This window comes from Streptomyces sp. NPDC046335, from assembly GCF_055587985.1.
Genome location: NZ_JBVJFF010000002.1, coordinates 564,024 through 581,185 on the forward strand (window position 1 = coordinate 564,024; position 17,162 = coordinate 581,185).

Sequence of the window (17,162 nt, forward strand, 5' to 3'; positions counted from 1 at the left end):
CGTACGCGTGTTCGAAGAAGGGAAGGGGTCGTCGTCCGGGACGGGTCCGGGGGGCCGTTCCGCGCGCCAGATCAAGCCCCTCCTGCGCGTGGCCGCCGTAACGCTTCGCCCCTTGGGGGGCCTGGAGCAGGTGGAATGGCGCCCGCGCGTGAGCGGGGGTTTTGGGACAGCCCCGCGCCCCGAAGTGCGCATCGGGTGTTTATCGACAAGTCCTCACGCTTGAGGGGGATTCCGCTCTTCCGGGGTGGTTCGACGGGGATTCGGTGGGCGACTCTGATCCCGCGACGTCGTGCAGCACTTCAAGGTGGTCGACCGGCTCTCCAGGGCGGTCGGCCGGTACTTCAGGTGGTCGACCGGCATTCCAGGGCGGTCGGCCGGTACTTCAGGTGGTCGACCGGCATTCCAGGGCGGTCGGCCGGTACTTCAGGTGGTCGACCGGCATTCCAGGCGGTCGGCCGGTACTTCAGGTGGTCGGCCGGCACGTCAGGCGGTCGGCCGACCGTTTTGGCCAAGCCGTACTTCTCGGTACCTCCGGCTCTTCGCCGGTGCGTACTCCTGTTCCGGAGGAATAAGACATGGCAAGCATCCGTACCGTCCGCGTCATCGCCGCCGTCGCGGCACTGCCCCTGGCCGCCGCCCTCTTCACGGGCGTCGCGACGGCCGACAACGGCGCCATCGCGGGCAACGGGTCGAACGCCGGTGTGGCGACCGTCAACGGCAGTGGCGTCGGGGACGACAACCACGGCAACTCGTCCACCACGCAGCAGCAGGCCGTTGGCAACGGCGCCTCGAACCAGAACAACAACGCCCAGGTGAACGGCTCGGCATGGACCCCGATCTACCAGTCCAACGAGAACATCGCCGTCAACTTCACCGAGCTCTGGTGAGCCGGGGCTCCGCGGAGCCGCTCGGGACGGCTCCGCGGGGTGGGCGCGACCGGCGCCCAGGGGTGTGAGGGGTAGTGGGTCCTGTGCGGCGACGCTTCGGCGTCGCCGCACAGCCGTGTGTGGGGGCGCGACGTCTTGACACCGACGAGCTACCTGACGGACAGTCAGAAACCGTCAGGAGTCAGAAGCGGTCCGGCACCCGATGGAAAGGCCGGCAGCGTGCACCTCGCCCCCACCGAACGCCAACGGCAGCTCCGTGCCGAACTGCGTGCGTACTTCCGCGACGTCATGCCTGGACATGGCGGCGTGCCCGCGCGTGGTGTCCCGAATGGACCTGACGTCGCGCCCGACGGCGCACCCGGAGGTACGCCCGAAGGCCCTCCCGGTGGCGCGGACGCGGCCGGGCAGCGGGCTCTGCTGCGGCGCATCGGCGCGGACGGCATGCTCGGGCTCGGCTGGCCCGTCGAGTACGGCGGCCAGGGGCGGGGCGCCGACGAACAGTTCGTCTTCTTCGACGAGGCGCACCGCGCCGGCGCACCGGTGTCCATGGTGACCCTGAACACCGTCGGCCCCACCCTCATGAAGTACGGCACCGAGGCGCAGAAGGCCGCGTTCCTGCCGCGCATCCTCAGCGGCGAGCTCGTCTTCGCCATCGGATACAGCGAGCCCTCGGCGGGCACCGACCTGGCCTCGCTGCGGACCAGGGCCGTCAGGGACGGGGACGACTGGCTGATCGACGGCCAGAAGATCTTCACCTCCAACGCCCAGAACGCCGACTGGATCTGGCTCGCCTGCCGCACCGGCCCCGGCGCCCCGAAGCACCAGGGCATCTCGATCATCCTCGTACCGACGGACGCGCCCGGGTTCTCCTGGACGCCGATCGAGACCGTGGGAGGCCTGACGACGACGGCGACCTACTACGACGGCGTACGGGTGCCCGCCGCGAACCTCGTCAGCGAGGAGAACGGCGGCTGGAGCCTCATCACCAACCAGCTCAACCACGAGCGGGTGGCGCTGGCCGCGCTCGGCATGCAGGCCGAGGACTTCTTCGCGGCGGCGCTGGAGGCCGCGCGCACCCCCGATCCGGTGACGGGCGAGCGCCGGACCGACGCGCCGTGGGTGCGGTCGAGGCTGGCCGAGGCGCACGCCCGGCTCGCCGCGACCCGCCTGCTCAACTGGCGTCTCGTGGGAGACGTGGGGGTGGACCGGTTGACGCCCGGGGACGCGAGCGGCGTGAAGTTCGCGGGGACCGAGTCGGCGGTCGAGGTGTACCGGATGTGCCAGGAGATCACGGGTGAGGCCGGACTCGTACGGGCCGGTTCACCGGGGCAGGCCGGGGACGGCGAGCTGGAGCGGCTGAACAGGGCCGCGCAGATCAACACGTTCGGGGGCGGGGTGAGCGAGGTCCAGCGCGAGATCGTTGCGACGATGCGGCTCGGGATGCGGAGGGGGAGCCGATGAGGGGTGGGGAGCAGGTGAGGGGTGGGGAGCAGGTGGTGGGAGGTGTGCGGGGGGTGGAGGGGACGCGGGGCGTCCGGGCCGCGGAGGCCGTGGGCAAGGGGCTCTCGTACGCGGAGCTGAAGGCGTTCGAGGGGCGGGCCGCCGCAGTGGCGGGGCGCGGCAAGGACCCGGTCAACGCGTCCATGATCAGGCACTGGTGCGAGGCCATGGGCGACGCCAACCCGGCGTACGCGGGCCCGGATCAGGTGGCGCCCCCGACGATGCTTCAGGCGTGGACGATGGGCGGGCTCTCGGGGCACGAGGGGCGTTCGGACGCGTACGACACGTTGTTCGCCCTGCTCGACGGGGCGGGCTACACCTCGGTCGTCGCCACCGACTGCGAGCAGGAGTACGTACGGGCGCTGCGGCCCGGTGACCTGATCACCTTCGACGCGGTGATCGAGTCGGTGTCCGAGCGCAAGACCACCAAGCTCGGCACGGGCCACTTCGTCACCACGCGGATGGACGTCAGGGCGGACGGCGAACTCGCCGGTACGCACCGCTTCCGCATCCTCAAGTACGCCCCCGCCGCGCGCCGGGAGCCGGTGGGCGAGCGACCCGGGCCGGTGGGCGAGGGGTCCGGTCCGGTGGGCGAGCGATCGGGGCCGGTGGCCAGGCGGCCTCGGCCGGTGGTCAATCGGGACAACGCCGGGTTCTGGGAGGGGGTCGCCGCCCACCGTCTGCTGATCCAGCGCTGCGGCGAGTGCGGTGTGCTGCGTTTCCCCTGGCTGCCGGGGTGCAACGCCTGCGGCTGCGCCGAGTGGGACACCGTCACGGCGAGCGGCGAGGGCACGGTCTACTCGTACGTCGTGATGCACCATCCGCCCTTCCCGGCCTTCGATCCCCCCTACGCGGTGGGGCTCGTCGAACTGGCGGAAGGCGTGCGGATCATCAGCAATGTCGTCGGGGTGCCGTACGACGAGGTGCGGATCGGGATGCCGGTGCGGCTGGAGTTCCAGCGGGTGGACGAGGAGCTCGAACTGCCGGTGTTCCGCGCTTCGGGCGACGGCGGCGCCTCGGGCGACAGCGGCGCTTCGGGCGGCAACGGGGCCTCCGGCGCCGGCGTGGGAGGCGGGGGCTGACATGGATTTCACGCCCACGGAGGAGCAGGCCGCCGCCCGTGCGCTCGCCGCGGAGATCTTCGGGGACCTGGCCACGCCGGAGCGGCTCGCGGCGGCGGGCACGGGTTCGGACGCCGAGCTGTGGAAGGCGCTCTGCGCGGCGGGGCTGCCGGACGCGGTGGAGGACATCGGGCTGCTCGGTCTCGTCCTGCTCCTCGAGGAGCAGGGCCGGGTGACCGCCCAGGTGCCGTTCGCGGCGAGCTGTGTCTACGGGCTCCTCGCCGTGGCCGCGCACGGCACGCGGGAGCAGCGGGACCGGCTGCTGCCCGCGCTGCGGCAGGGGACGGCGGTGGCCACGGGCGCCTTTCCGGCGCGGGGCGGGGTGGAGGCTTCGGCGGACGTGGCCGACGCGACGGCGGCTGCGGACGGGGCGCGGGGCGGGGCGCGGCGCGGGGTGCTGCACGGCACGGTCCCGTGGGTGCCCTGGCTGAGGGACGCCACGCACGTCCTGGTCGCCGCCGCCGATCGCGGCCTGTGGCTGGTACCCGTGGCCGGAGCCGGGGTGGAGCCCGTCGAGCTGACCGCGCCCTGGGCGGCGGGGCGGCTGGTTCTCAGGGGGGCGCCCGGGGAGCGGATCGGGGGCGTCACGGCGTACGACGACGTACTGGCGAGCGCGCGCACGGCTTTCGCCGGGCTACAGGCCGGGGTGTGCGCGGGATCGCTGGCCCGAGCGGTGGCGCACACCAACATGCGGGAGCAGTTCGGCCGTCCGCTCGCCGCCAAGCAGGGCGTCCAACTCCGGGCGGCCGACGCGTACATGGACACCGAGGCGATCCGGGTCACCGCGTACGAGGCGGCCTGGCGCCGTGACGCGGGCCTGCCGTACGGGACGCACGCGCTGACGGCGGCCTGGTGGGCGTCGGAGGCGGGCAAGCGGGTCGTGCACACGGGGCAGCATCTGCACGGCGGCACGGGCGCCGACCTGGGCCATCCCGTGCACCGGCACTTCCTGTGGGGACGGCAACTGGACGCGTACCTGGGGTGCGGCAGCGAAGTCCTTGAGGAACTGGGGGCGTTGCTGGCCGAGGGAGCGGCGAGTACGGCCGCCGCTAGGGAGGAACCGGTATGAAGCCCGGTGGTGTGGCCGATATGGGCCCCGGTGGTGGAGCCGCCGGCGGGAAGGATCGTATGAGGCCAGGCGAGACGCTACCGCCACTGACGGTGCCGATCACGCGCACCCTGATCGTCGCCGGGGCCATCGCCTCCCGCGACTACCAGGACGTGCACCACGACGCGGAGCTCGCGCGGGCGAAGGGATCGCCCGACATCTTCATGAACATCCTGACGACCAACGGTCTCGTCGGCCGCTACATCACCGACCACTTCGGCCCCACGGCGATCCTGCGCAAGGTGGCGATACGGCTCGGCGCGCCCAACCACCCCGGCGACACCATGGTCCTGACCGGCGTCGTCGAGCGGGTCGAGGCGTCACGCGAGGGCGAGACGGCCACTGTCAGGGTTGTCGGGGCCAACGGAATCGGCAGGCACGTCACCGGCACCGTGACCGTGACCGTCCCGGCGGGAGGCGCCGCATGAGTCTCCGTACGCGCGACAGCCTCGGCGGCAGGGCGGCGATCGCCGGCATCGGGGCGACGGAGTTCTCCAAGGACTCCGGACGCAGTGAGCTGAAGCTGGCCGTGGAGGCCGTGCGGGCGGCGCTCGACGACGCGGGGCTCGCCCCCGCCGACGTCGACGGCATGGTCACCTTCACCATGGACACCAGCCCGGAGATCACGGTGGCCCAGGCGGCGGGCATCGGCGAGCTGTCCTTCTTCTCCCGCGTCCACTACGGCGGCGGCGCGGCCTGCGCCACCGTGCAGCAGGCGGCGCTCGCGGTGGCGTCGGGCCTGGCCGAAGTCGTGGTCTGCTATCGGGCGTTCAACGAGCGCTCGGGGCGGAGGTTCGGCTCCGGGGTGCAGCGGCGCGAGGCGTCCGCCGAGGGGGCCGCGCTCGGCTGGGCGCTGCCGTTCGGCCTGCTGACCCCCGCCTCCTGGGTGGCGATGGCGGCCCAGCGCTATCTCCACGCGTACGGGCTCACACCGGACGCCTTCGGCCCCGTGGCGGTGACGGACCGGAAGTACGCGGCGACCAACCCGGCGGCGTACTTCCACGGGAAGCCGATCACCCTCGCGGACCACGCCGCCTCCCGCTGGATCGTCGAACCCCTGCGTCTCCTGGACTGCTGCCAGGAGACGGACGGCGGCCAGGCGATCGTCGTGACCAGCGTCGAACGGGCCCGCGATCTGCCGCACCCCCCTGCCGTGATCACGGCGGCGGCCCAGGGCGCGGGCCGGGCGCAGGAGCAGATGACCAGCTTCTACCGTGACGACCTGACCGGGCTCCCGGAGATGAGCGTCGTGGCGACGCAGCTCTGGCGGACGTCGGGGCTCGGCCCGGCCGACATCGACGTCGGCATCCTCTACGACCACTTCACGCCGTTCGTGCTGACGCAGCTGGAGGAGTTCGGGTTCTGCGGACCCGGGGAGGCGGCGGGGTTCGTCGCCGAGGAGCGGCTGCCGCTCAACACCCACGGCGGCCAGCTCGGCGAGGCGTACCTCCACGGGATGAACGGCATAGCCGAGGCCGTCCGGCAGGTGCGCGGCACATCCGTGAACCAGATTCAAGGTGCCGCGCGCACGCTGGTCACGGCCGGCACGGGTGTCCCCACATCGGGGCTGATATTGGGGTCGGACGGCTGAACGCGCGCGTGTCCTCGGGCCGCGGCGGGGCCCGAGCCGTTCACTACGGCGTATGCGTCTCCGAAAAATGATCATTGGACTTGTCCTGGTCCTTGCCGCACTCTCCCTCGACATGACCGCGTCCCCGCCGCGCGCCTCGGCCGCCCCCACCGACAGCGACGCGACGGCCTCGGCGTCCGACACGACGGCCTCGGCGTCCGACACCACGGCTTCCGCCACGGCGCCCGGCAAGGCGCCTGCCACGGCTGCCGCCGAGGCGCCCACCACGGAGCCTCCCGCGGCGCCCACCACGGCTGCCACTACGGCGCCCACCACGGCGCCCGCCAAGACGCCGGCCACGGAGCCGGCCAAGGAGCCCGTCAAGGAACCCGACAAGGCACCCGTGAAGGCGCCGGCCAAGGTGTCCACCTTCCGTGGCTACGCGTTCGACACCTGCATCGCCCCCACCGCCGACACCATGCGCCGCTGGAAGAGCTCCAAGTACCGCGCCATCGGCGTCTACTACGCGGGCCGCGGCCGTGCCTGCAAGAACCAGCCGAACCTGAGCCGGAGCTGGATGCGCGCGGTGCACGCCAACGGGTGGCGGGTCCTTCCGGTGTACGTGGGCTCGCAGTCGCCCTGCGTCGGCGCCAAGAACAAGAAGGGGGTGCCCATCGGCCGGTACCCGACGACCCAGGGGAAGAACGAGGGCCGCGACGCGGTCCGCAGGGCCAAGGCCTACGGCATCCAGGCGGGCAGCGCGCTCTACCTGGACATGGAGGCGTACGCGTACAAGCAGAAGGCGTGCGGCCGCACCACGCTCGCCTTCATCCAGGCGTGGAACCGCGCGGTGCGCGCGAGCGGCTACCTGCCCGGCTTCTACAGCAGCGCCGACTCCGGCGTACGGCACATGGACGTGGCCCGGCGGGCGGGCAAGAGGGACCTCCCGTCGGTGATGTGGTTCGCGCGCTGGCGCACCACGCCGCGCCTGTACGGGGAGCCGGCCCTCGGCGACAACGCCTGGCGGCCCGCGCGCCGCATCCACCAGTACGCGGGGAACGTCAAGGAGCGGCACGGCGGGCGCACGCTGTTGATCGACCGCAACCTGGTGCACGCCCCCGTGGCGCGCTTCCGGTAGCCGCCCGCACCCGCCCCGGTGCCCGCGCGCCGGGGCGGCTCTCAGGGGTGAACCCTCAGGGATGTGCTCGCCTCCTCCACCTGTAGGAGGTGGGGCAGGCCCCACTCGTACAACCTGAGGCGGACATGGCTTCGGGACCTGGGGCCGATCCGCTGAAGTAGGGGGCGCTTCTAGCGTGGAGCCATGACCGCATCCATGGTGTCCGTGTGCACCAGCGCATCGAAGGCCGCGACGCGGGGGACGGGTCCGGCACGGGCCACGGGGTCCTTCGCCTACCCGTCGTTCGCGTCCTACGTACGGGCACGCCAGCCCGTACTGCTGCGCACCGCCCGCTCGCTGACCGCGAACCCGAGCGATGCCGAGGACCTGCTCCAGACCGCCCTGACCAAGACGTATGTCGCGTGGGACCGCATCGAGGACCATCGCGCGCTCGACGGTTACGTGCGCCGCGCCCTGCTGAACACGCGCACCTCGCAGTGGCGCAAGCGCAAGGTCGACGAGTTCGCGTGCGACGAGCTGCCGGAGCCCGATGTGACGCCGGCCGGGGACCCGGCCGAGCAGCAGGTGCTCCGCGACGCGATGTGGCACGCGATCATGAAGCTGCCGACGCGGCAGCGGGCGATGGTGGTACTCAGGTACTACGAGGACCTCAGCGAGGCCCAGACCGCCGAGGTGCTCGGCGTCTCCATCGGCACGGTGAAGAGCGCGGTGTCGCGCGCCCTCGGCAAACTCCGCGACGACCCGGAGCTGACCCCGGTCCGCTGACCCGGAGCTGACCCCGGTCCGCTGGCCCGGCACGCCCGATGATCGATCATTCCCTGGAGTAGTGACATACCGAGCGGTATGCGCGCAGAATCAGCGCAGCCCCTACTGCCGCGTAGGCAATGTCGCCCCAGGAGGACGCCGTGCTGAGCACGATGCAGGACGTACCGCTGACCGTCACCCGCATCCTCCGTCACGGGTCGACCGTGCACGGGACGTCCCAGGTCATCACCTGGACCGGCGACGGCGCCCCGCAGCGCCGCAGCTTCCGCGAGATAGGCGAACGCACCGCACAGCTCGCCCACGCCCTGCGCGAGGACCTCGGCGTCACGGACGACGAGCGTGTGGCGACGTTCATGTGGAACAACGCCGAGCACGTCGAGGCCTACTACGCCGTGCCCTGCATGGGCGCCGTCCTGCACACCCTCAATCTGCGGCTGCCCGCGGACCAGCTCACGTGGATCGTCGACCACGCCGCGGACCGCGTCATCATCGTCAACGGTTCCCTCCTCGGCCTCCTCGCGCCGCTTCTCCCCCAGATGCCGGGCGTCGAGCACATCGTGGTCTCCGGACCCGGTGACCGCGCCCTCCTGGCGGGCGCGCGGGCCCAGGTCCACGAGTACGAGGAGCTGCTCGCCGGGAAGCCCACCGTCTATGACTGGCCCGAGCTGGACGAACGCGCGGCCGCCGCCATGTGCTACACCTCCGGCACCACCGGTGACCCCAAGGGCGTCGTCTACTCCCACCGCTCCATCTACCTCCACTCCATGCAGGTCAACATGGCCCAGTCCATGGGCCTGTCCGACTCGGACACCTCCCTGGTCGTCGTCCCGCAGTTCCACGTCAACGCCTGGGGGCTGCCGCACGCCACCCTCATGACCGGCGTCAACATGCTGATGCCGGACCGCTTCCTCCAGCCCGCCCCGCTCGCCGAGATGATCGAGGCCGAGCGGCCCACTCACGCCGCCGCCGTCCCCACCATCTGGCAGGGCCTGCTCGCCGAGCTCACCGCGAAGCCGCGCGACGTCAGCTCCCTCGGCCAGGTCACCATCGGCGGATCGGCCTGTCCGCCGTCCCTGATGGAGGCCTTCGACCGCCTCGGCATGCGGGTCTGTCACGCCTGGGGCATGACGGAGACGTCACCGCTCGGCACGATCGCCCGGCCGCCGGCCCACGCGATCGGCACCGACGAGGAGTTCGGCTACCGGCTCACCCAGGGCCGCTTCCCCGCGTCCGTCGAAGCCCGCCTGGTCGGCCCCGGCGGCGAACACCTCCCCTGGGACGGCGAGTCGGCCGGTGAGCTGGAGGTGCGCGGCCCCTGGATCGCGGGCGCCTACTACGGCGGCGCGGGCGGCGAGAGCCTCAGGCCGGACGACAAGTTCAGCGAGGACGGCTGGCTGAAGACCGGTGACGTCGGCGTGATCAGCTCCGACGGCTTCCTCACCCTCACCGACCGGGCGAAGGACGTCATCAAGTCGGGCGGCGAGTGGATCTCGTCGGTCGAGCTGGAGAACGCCCTGATGGCCCACCCCGACGTCGCGGAGGCCGCCGTGGTGGCCGTCCCCGACGACAAGTGGGGTGAACGCCCGCTCGCCACGGTCGTCCTGAACGAGGACGCCACCGCTGACTACGCCACTCTCCGAGACTTCCTCGCCGGCACCGTCGCCAAGTGGCAGCTCCCCGAGCGCTGGGCCACCATCGCCGCCGTCCCCAAGACCAGCGTCGGCAAGTTCGACAAGAAGGTCCTGCGCAGGCAGTACGCCGACGGGGAACTGGACGTCACGCAGCTCTGACCCCACGGGGCCCACGGGCCCCGCGGCCCGGTATCGCGGTCGTCGCCCAGCCGAGCACCAGCCAAAGGGCGGCGACCGCGCACACACCTGTCCAGCCGAAGTGGGTGAACGCCCCGGCCGCGAACGCGGAGGCCAGGGCGCCGCCCGCGAAACCGGCCACCACGTAGGCAGTATTGGCGACCGCCGGGGTGGAGGTGGTCGTCAGCGCCAGGGTCTGGTTGGCGATGTGGCTGGAGACCAGCGCCATGTGGATCACGACCGCCGCCGCGCACAGCGCCCAGAGGACCCCGCCGCCGCCCAGCCAGAACAGGGGCACCGACACCGCCGCGAGCCCGTACCCGTACGCCACGATCTTCGCCGCGCCGAAGCGGTCGACCAGGCCGCCCGCGAGCGGGGCCACGATGCTCGCCGCGAGGCCGAAGAGCCCGAACAGGCCCGCCGTGGCGGTCGTCAGCCCATACCCGTCCGCGCCCTTGTCGGTGAGGAGCAGGGCGAGCGAGGTCCACAGCGCGCTCCACGCCCCGTACATCCCGCCCTGTCGTATGCAGGCTCGGCGCAGCTCGGCCGAGCCGCGCACCACGCCCGGCAGTTGGGCCAGGCCCGCGAAGAGCGGCCCCGACCGGCGGCGGCCCTCGGCGGGCAGCACGGCGGCCGTGGCGAGGCCCAGCAGAGCCGTCAGCACGGCGGCGCCCACGAAGACGTAACGCCACCCGAAGGCCTGGCCGGCGAGTCCGCCGAGCACGCGCGCCGCGACGACGCCCGTGAAGAGGCCCGCTATGAGCGCCGCGACATGGCTGGCCCGCCGGTGCGCGGGCGCCCGCTCGGCGACCAGCGGCACGAGCAGCTGCGGCACGACCGTCGCGGCGGACGCCACCAGGACGGCCGCCGCCAGAGCGGTGGCCCCCGATGCCGCCGCGCCCAGCGAGAGCGCCCCGGCGGTGACCACCGCGAGCACGGCGACGAGTCTGCGGCGGTTCACGCTCGCGCCCAGCGGCGCGAAGAAGAGCAGCCCCGCGGTATACCCGAACTGGGCGACCGAGGCGACCCACGCGATGGCCGACGGGGTGGACCCGAAGTCACGGGCGATCAGGGGGAGCAGCGGCGCCGCGATGTAGATGTTGGCGGCGGTCACCGCCGTGCAGACGGCGATGAGACCGAGGAAGAGGCCGTGCGGGACGGGGAGCGGGACGTGACCGTCCGGCTGCCGGCCGTCCGGCTTCGGCCGGGGAGCCGCCGTATGTGAGTCCTGCGGTTGCGGGGCCGCCGTACGCGAGCCCGGCTGTCTTGAGGCCGCCGTATGCGAGTCCGTGTTGGGTGGTGTTGCGGAAGGCATGAGCGGCGGACTCCTTCACGACCGTCGTACAAGAACTGGCGCGGTGGCCGCCACGAAGGCAACCAACTGGTTGGTTGGAATGAGTCTGCGCCCGGCGTGGGCGTCCTGTCAAGCAACCAACCAGTTGGTTACCCGAAGGGGGTGGCCTACTCTGGACCCATGGCAGTCAGAGACCCCGAGGCCACCAAGGCGCGGATCTTCGATGCGGCGGTCGCGGAGTTCGCCCGGTACGGCATCGCGGGCGCCCGTATCGACCGCATCGCGAGCGAGGCGAAGGCCAATAAACAGCTCATCTATGCCTATTTCGGCAACAAGGCCGAGCTGTTCACCCAGGTCCTGGAGAAGCGGATGCTGGAGATGGCCGTCGCCAACCCCGTCGACCCGGACGACTTGGACGGCTGGATGGACCGGCTCATGGACTACCACGCCACCCGGCCCGAACTGCTGCGGCTGCTCTTCTGGGAGGGCATCGAGTACGGCACCGGCGACCTCCCCGACGAGGAGGAGCGCCGCGACCACTACGACCGCAAGGTCTCCGTGCTGCGCGAAGCCCAGGAGCGCGGCGTCATCAGCGACGACATCCCCGCGCCGCACCTGCTCTTCATGGTGATCGCGCTGGCCGGCTGGTCCACGGCCGTGCCGCAGATGCGGCGCATCCTCGTCGGCGACGAACAGGCCGACAGAGACCTGCTGCGCGCCTCCATCAAGGCTGCCGTGCGGCGGATCACCGCCTGACGCGCGCCCTGACGCGTGCGCTGGCGTGCACTGACGTGCGCTCCGACACGCGTTCTGACGCGCGCGCTCGCGTGCACCCTGACGCGCGCCGAACAGCCCGGGGCCCGGCGGCTCAGTTCGTACCGATCTTCGCCAGCAGGTCCACGATGCGGCTCTGCACCTCGGTGCTCGTCGAACGCTCCGCGAGGAAGAGCACCGTCTCACCGGCGGCGAGCCGCGGCAGCTCCGTCTCGTCGACGGCGGCGGTGTAGACGACCAGCGGAGTGCGGTTCAACCGCCCGTTCGCCCGCAGCCAGTCGATGATCCCGGCCCTGCGGCGGCGCACCTGGTGCAGGTCCATCACTACGAGGTTCGGCCGCATCTGCGCCGCCAGCGTCACCGCGTCCGCGTCGCTCTCGGCCCGCGCCACCTGCATGCCGCGCCGCTCCAGCGTGGCGGTCAGGGCGAGCGCGATCTCCTCGTGCTCCTCGATGAGCAGGACCCGCGGCGGGTGCTGCTCACTGTCGCGGGGCGCGAGGGCCTTCAGGAGTACGGCGGGATCGGCGCCGTACGCCGCCTCCCGCGTCGCCTGGCCGAGGCCGGCCGTCACGAGCACGGGCACCTCGGCGGCGACCGCGGCCTGGCGCAGCGACTGGAGGGCCGTGCGGGTGATCGGGCCGGTCAGCGGGTCCACGAACAGGGCCGCGGGGAACGCCGCGATCTGCGCGTCGACCTCCTCGCGCGAGTGCACGATCACGGGACGGTAGCCCCGGTCGCTGAGCGCCTGCTGGGTGGTGACGTCGGGCGCGGGCCACACCAGGAGGCGGCGCGGGTTGTCCAGCGGCTCGGGCGGCAGTTCGTCGTCCATCGGCTGGGGCTGGGGCCGGTTGGAGACCTCGACCGCGCCGCCGGGACCGTCCAGCGGCTCCGGGCCCTCGTCGGCGTCCTGGTCCGGTGCGCCGATCGCGTACGAACGTCCGGCGCCCTCCGACGGGGTGGCGATACGGGACTGGGGCAGCGCCGGGCCGGAAGTGTGGGGCTGCGTGTGCGGGCGCGCCGAAGCCTCCGGGCGCTCGTCGGCGGCGGGGTCCGGCGGCGTGCCCAGCCTGCGCCGACGCCCGGAACCGCTCGAAGGCTGCTGCGGGGCAGGTCCTTGCGGCTGCTCAGGGCCTGCCTCGGGCGGCAGCGGAGGCTGCGGTGCCTGCGGTGCTTGCGGTGCTTGCGGTGCCTGCGGTGCCTGTGGGATACGAGGGTTGCGCGTCGGGCGGCGGTCCTGGGCGGGCACGGCCGCCTCGTCCTGCGGACCGCGTTGCTGCTCGGCGATCTGCCGGCCGAACGGCACGCCCTGCCCGAGCGTGCGCACGCTGAACGCGCGCCCCTGCGTCGAGTTGGGGTCAACCGGCGCGGACTCCGCGGGCAGCGGCTGAGCGGCGCGCGCCTGCGTACCGCGCTCCGGCGGCAGAGCGGTGCCCTGGGGGGCGGACGCCGGAACGCCGTGCGCCGGGGTGCCCGTGGGGTGCGGAACGCCGGGCGTCGGCGTGGCCATGGGGTAGGGGGTGCCTTGCGCCGGGGTGCCCTGTGCCTGGGTGCCTTGCGCCGGGGTGCTTTGCGCCTGAGTGCCCGTGGAGCGCGGGTCGCCCTGCGTCGGGACACCGGCCGCCGGGGTGGCGCCCTCCGGCCATGGCTGCGGGTCGGGGAGCGGGCCGGGGGCCGCGGGGGCTCCCGGGGTGCCCGGGGCTGACGGTGCGCCCGGGGCTGACGGTGCCGCAGGTCCCGCCGTGGCCGCCGGGTTGCCCGTGGCCGCCGGGCCCTGAGGAGCGGCCTGCCGCGGAGGAACCGCCGTCCCCGAAGCACCGCCCTGAGCCGCCCTCGGGTCCGAGGGGGCCTGCCGGGAGTGCCGGCGCCCCGTAGGAACCTGCGAGGGATGCGGCTGCGGCGGCGTGTGGTCGTCACCCGGTACGTGCCCCGCGGCGGTGTGCTGCCCGGTGCCCTCACCCCGGACGCCCGGATACCGCTGCGGACCCGGCGCCCCGGCGCCCGCGAACCCTCCGGGCAGCGGAGCCTCGCCGACCGCGGCACGGCCGGCCGCCGCCTGGTTCAGCACGGCCTGGCCGAGACCGCTCGGGTCGGCGCCACCCTGGGCAGCGCCCCCCTGGGCACGCTGATCAGCCCCGCCCTGAGCACCCGTGCCATACGGCTCGGTGCCATACGGATCGGTGCCGTGCGGCTCGGTGTCCGGGCGGAGAGTTCCCTGGCTCACGGCGACAGCGCCTTGGTTCACCACGGCATGGCCGACGCCGGTCTGACCGGCTCCGGGCCGGCCCACGCCCGCGTGGCCCGCGATTCCCTGTCCGCCGATTCCCTGGCTGCCGACTTCCTGTCCGCCGACTTCTTGTCCGGCGAGATCCTGGCCGCTGGGCTCCTGGCCGCCGGGCTCCTGGCCCGGCGCGCGGTCGGCTGTGGCGGGCGGCAGGGCGAAGACACGCCCGCTGTTCGTCTCCTCGGCCGCCGCACGCTCCTTGGCCGCGGCCAGCGCACGCCGTGCCCGACGCCCCGTGGGCCGCGCGGCATCGCCGTGCGCGGCCTCCACCGCGGCGAGTTCGGTGCCGGGAGCGCCGGACGCCTCCGAAGGCCCCGAGGCGAGCGCGGGCAGCGCGTGCTGCTCACCGCCACGCCGTGCGCGACGCCCCGTACCGCCCGCGGGTACGGGAACGCCCTGCGGCGGCACCGCCTGCCCCAGCGCGGCGGACCCGGCGGCATGCTCGGCCGCAGTCACCACGGAGCCGACGGAACCGCCGGAGCCGCCAGTTCCGATGGAGCCCGCCGAGCCAGAAGCCCCCGTGGCCCCTGCGCCCCCCGCAGCGCCCGCAGCGCCTTGGGAAATCTCGGCGGCACTGGGCCGCCCACGTCGCCGCCCGGTCCCGCCCGAAGCGCCACCACCGGGCTCACCACTGGGCTCACCACCGGACGCACCGCTGGGCACGCTCGTGACACCACCCGTGACATCGGCAGCCCCGCCGGACGTCTCCGAAGCCCGCGCCTGCGCACCGATTCCGCCCGGCCTGGCCACCGGCCTGGTTCCCGGCCCGGCCCCCGGAGCGGTCGTCACCGAACCGCCGAGGGTGTCCGGCGAGGCCTCCGCGGCACGCCGTCCCCTGCGTCGCCCCGTACCGGTCGGCGCGGCGGGCGCACCGGCCGCAGGGCCACTGGAGGCCGCTTCCGGGACGCCGCTCTCCAGGAAGGAGTCCACCGAGGGACGCCGAGCCCGCCGACGCCCGCCGCCCGTAGCCTGCTCGGGCACGGAAACAGGCAGGGCGACAGCACCGCCGGCCGCCGCTCCGGGAGCCCCGGCCACGGAAATCGATGTCTCCGTAGAGCCCGCTCCCGAAACACCACTCTCCGTAGAGCCCGCCCCGGAAACAGCCCTCTCCGTAGAGCCCGCCCCGATCGGCACTTCAAGTACGTACGCGCTGCCGCTCATGCCCGGCACCTCGTGCGTCTGCAACACACCGCCGTGCGCCCGCACGATGCCCCGCACGATCGGCTCGTGCACCGGATCGCCACCGGCGTACGGCCCTCGCACCTCGATGCGGACGACCTCGCCCCGCTGCGCGGCGGCCACGACGATGGTCGAGTCGACGTAGCCACCGGCCGCGCCGGAGGCGGCACCCGCGCGCGTGTTGCCGGTGGCGTCGATTCCGGCCACGTCCGCGACGAGATGGGCCACGGCCGTGGCGAGCCGCCCCGCGTCGACCGAGATCTCGATCGGCGGCGCGTGCACCGCGAACTGCGCGCGCCCGGGCCCGATCAGCTCGACCGCGCCCTCCACACCGGTGGCGATGACCGCGTCGAGCATGACGGGCGTACGGGAAAGCCGCTCGTCCCCCGCGTCGAGGCGCTGGAAGCCGAGGACGTTGTCGACGAGCGTGGTCATCCGGGCGTACCCGGCGGAGAGGTGGTGCAGGACCTGGTTGGCCTCGGGCCAGAGCTGGCCCGCGTCGTCCGAGGCGAGGGCGGCGAGCTCCTGGCGCAGCTCGTCCAGGGGCCCGCGCAGCGACGAGCCGAGGACGGCGAGCAGTTGCTCGTGCCGCGCGGCGAGCGCGTCGTACCGCGCCTTCTCGCGCTCGGCCAGCTCCTCGAAGCGGTCCTTCTCGCGCTCGGCGAGCGCCGCGTACCGCTCCTGTTCGGCGGCGAGCTCCTCGGCCCGCTGCTCCTCGGCGGCCTTGATCTCGGCGGCGCGCTCCTCGGCGGCGGCACGCAGCTCCTCCGCGTGCCGGGCGAGGGCGGCCTCGTGCTTCTCGGCCAGCTCGTCGTAGGGCCTGCGGTCGGTGAACGTCATCACCGCGCCGACCAGTTGGTCCCCGTCACGCACCGGCGACGTCGTCAGGTCGACCGGCACCTGGGCGCCGCTCTTGGACCACAGGACCTGTCCGCGCACCCGGTGCTTGCGTCCGGAGCGGAGCGTGTCGGCGAGCGGGGACTCGTCGTAGGGGAAGGGCTCGCCGTCGGCCCGCGAGTGCAGGACCAGCGGGTGCAGTTCCTGCCCGCCGAGGTCGCTCGCCCGGAAGCCCAGTATCTGCGCGGCGGCCGGGTTGACCAGGACGACGCGCCCCTCGGTGTCCGTGCCGACGACGCCCTCGGCCGCGGCGCGCAGGATCATCTCGGTCTGCCGCTGCGAACGCGCCAGCTCGGCCTCGGTGTCCACGGTGCCCGAAAGGTCCCGTACGACGAGCATCAGCAGCTCGTCGCCGGTGTATCCGTACTGGTCGTACGCGTCCCTGCCGTCCTCCAGCGGGGAGCTGGTCACCTCGACGGGGAACTCGGTGCCGTCCGTGCGGCGCGCGGTCATCCGGGTGGGCTTGGTCCTGCCGCGGTCGTCGATGGTGTCAGGGCGCCGCATGGACCCGGGGATGAGCCGGGAGTCGAACTCCGGCAGCAGATCGAGCAGTCCGCGGCCCACCAGGGCCGTGCCCGGCGTCTCGAACGCCTCGAGGGCGATCGCGTTGGCGTTCACCACGGTGCCGTTGGCGTTGACGAGCACCAGGGCGTCCGGGAGCGCGTCGAGTATGGCTGCGAGGCGAGCAGCGCCTCGGGATGGCCTGCTGCTCACGACGACGCTTCCTCCCTGGTTACCGCTGCTTGCCGACTCGCTCAGACCATCTTGCCCCTCGGTCCGTGGCGTGTCACGGGAGGGAGTCTACGGGGAGTGGTTGCGGGCGCGACGCCGGATGAGAGG

12 protein-coding genes are annotated in these 17,162 nt (G+C 73.2%); 10 read left to right on the forward strand and 2 right to left on the reverse strand.

The window, feature by feature from the left end:
* Positions 1-575 precede the first annotated feature (575 nt).
* The 9 genes from ACZ6JY_RS06355 to ACZ6JY_RS06395 all read left to right on the forward strand — a co-directional run bounded on the left by ACZ6JY_RS06355 (position 576) and on the right by ACZ6JY_RS06395 (position 9,879).
* The gene (locus tag ACZ6JY_RS06355) at positions 576-887 is read left to right on the forward strand and encodes a hypothetical protein (protein WP_469192782.1); all 312 of its coding nucleotides are present in this window, start codon (positions 576-578) and stop codon (positions 885-887) included.
* Between the two features lie 219 nt (positions 888-1,106).
* The gene (locus ACZ6JY_RS06360) at positions 1,107-2,348 is read left to right on the forward strand and encodes an acyl-CoA dehydrogenase family protein (protein ID WP_469192784.1); all 1,242 of its coding nucleotides are present in this window, start codon (positions 1,107-1,109) and stop codon (positions 2,346-2,348) included.
* A 53-nt stretch (positions 2,349-2,401) separates the two neighbouring features.
* The gene (locus tag ACZ6JY_RS06365) at positions 2,402-3,469 is read left to right on the forward strand and encodes a bifunctional MaoC family dehydratase N-terminal/OB-fold nucleic acid binding domain-containing protein (RefSeq protein ID WP_469192786.1); all 1,068 of its coding nucleotides are present in this window, start codon (positions 2,402-2,404) and stop codon (positions 3,467-3,469) included.
* A 1-nt stretch (position 3,470) separates the two neighbouring features.
* The gene (locus ACZ6JY_RS06370; protein WP_469192788.1) at positions 3,471-4,577 is read left to right on the forward strand and encodes an acyl-CoA dehydrogenase family protein; all 1,107 of its coding nucleotides are present in this window, start codon (positions 3,471-3,473) and stop codon (positions 4,575-4,577) included.
* Between the two features lie 59 nt (positions 4,578-4,636).
* Positions 4,637-5,044: a MaoC/PaaZ C-terminal domain-containing protein gene (locus ACZ6JY_RS06375; RefSeq protein WP_469192790.1), complete on the forward strand. Its 408-nt coding sequence runs from the start codon at positions 4,637-4,639 to the stop codon at positions 5,042-5,044.
* Positions 5,041-6,207, forward strand: coding sequence for a lipid-transfer protein (locus ACZ6JY_RS06380; RefSeq protein ID WP_469192793.1), 1,167 nt, complete (start codon positions 5,041-5,043; stop codon positions 6,205-6,207). The genes ACZ6JY_RS06375 and ACZ6JY_RS06380 overlap by 4 nt, the downstream gene beginning before the upstream one ends.
* 67 nt (positions 6,208-6,274) lie before the next feature.
* Entirely contained in the window at positions 6,275-7,324 is a 1,050-nt protein-coding gene (locus ACZ6JY_RS06385) for a DUF1906 domain-containing protein (protein ID WP_469192795.1), read from the forward strand.
* A gap of 183 nt (positions 7,325-7,507) precedes the next feature.
* On the forward strand, positions 7,508-8,089 hold the full coding sequence (locus ACZ6JY_RS06390; protein ID WP_469192796.1) for a SigE family RNA polymerase sigma factor: 582 nt from the start codon (positions 7,508-7,510) through the stop codon (positions 8,087-8,089).
* 119 nt (positions 8,090-8,208) lie between these two features.
* Positions 8,209-9,879 (forward strand): long-chain fatty acid--CoA ligase, encoded by a 1,671-nt coding sequence (locus tag ACZ6JY_RS06395; RefSeq protein WP_469192798.1) that lies wholly within the window; start codon positions 8,209-8,211, stop codon positions 9,877-9,879.
* Here ACZ6JY_RS06395 and ACZ6JY_RS06400 read toward each other — a convergent pair.
* Positions 9,866-11,212, reverse strand: a complete 1,347-nt coding sequence (locus ACZ6JY_RS06400) for an MFS transporter (RefSeq protein ID WP_469192800.1) — start codon at positions 11,210-11,212, stop codon at positions 9,866-9,868. The two genes, ACZ6JY_RS06395 and ACZ6JY_RS06400, sit on opposite strands and share 14 nt — an antisense overlap.
* Before the next feature lie 159 nt (positions 11,213-11,371).
* Here ACZ6JY_RS06400 and ACZ6JY_RS06405 point away from each other — a divergent pair, with 159 nt between their 5' ends.
* Positions 11,372-11,947 carry a TetR/AcrR family transcriptional regulator gene (locus ACZ6JY_RS06405; protein WP_469192801.1) on the forward strand — a complete coding sequence of 192 codons (576 nt, stop codon included), beginning with the start codon at positions 11,372-11,374 and terminating at the stop codon, positions 11,945-11,947.
* A gap of 112 nt (positions 11,948-12,059) precedes the next feature.
* On the opposite strand, the gene ACZ6JY_RS06410 is transcribed toward ACZ6JY_RS06405, so the two are convergent.
* The gene (locus ACZ6JY_RS06410; protein WP_469192803.1) at positions 12,060-17,036 is read right to left on the reverse strand and encodes a PAS domain-containing protein; all 4,977 of its coding nucleotides are present in this window, start codon (positions 17,034-17,036) and stop codon (positions 12,060-12,062) included.
* Between the last annotated feature and the right edge of the window lie 126 nt (positions 17,037-17,162).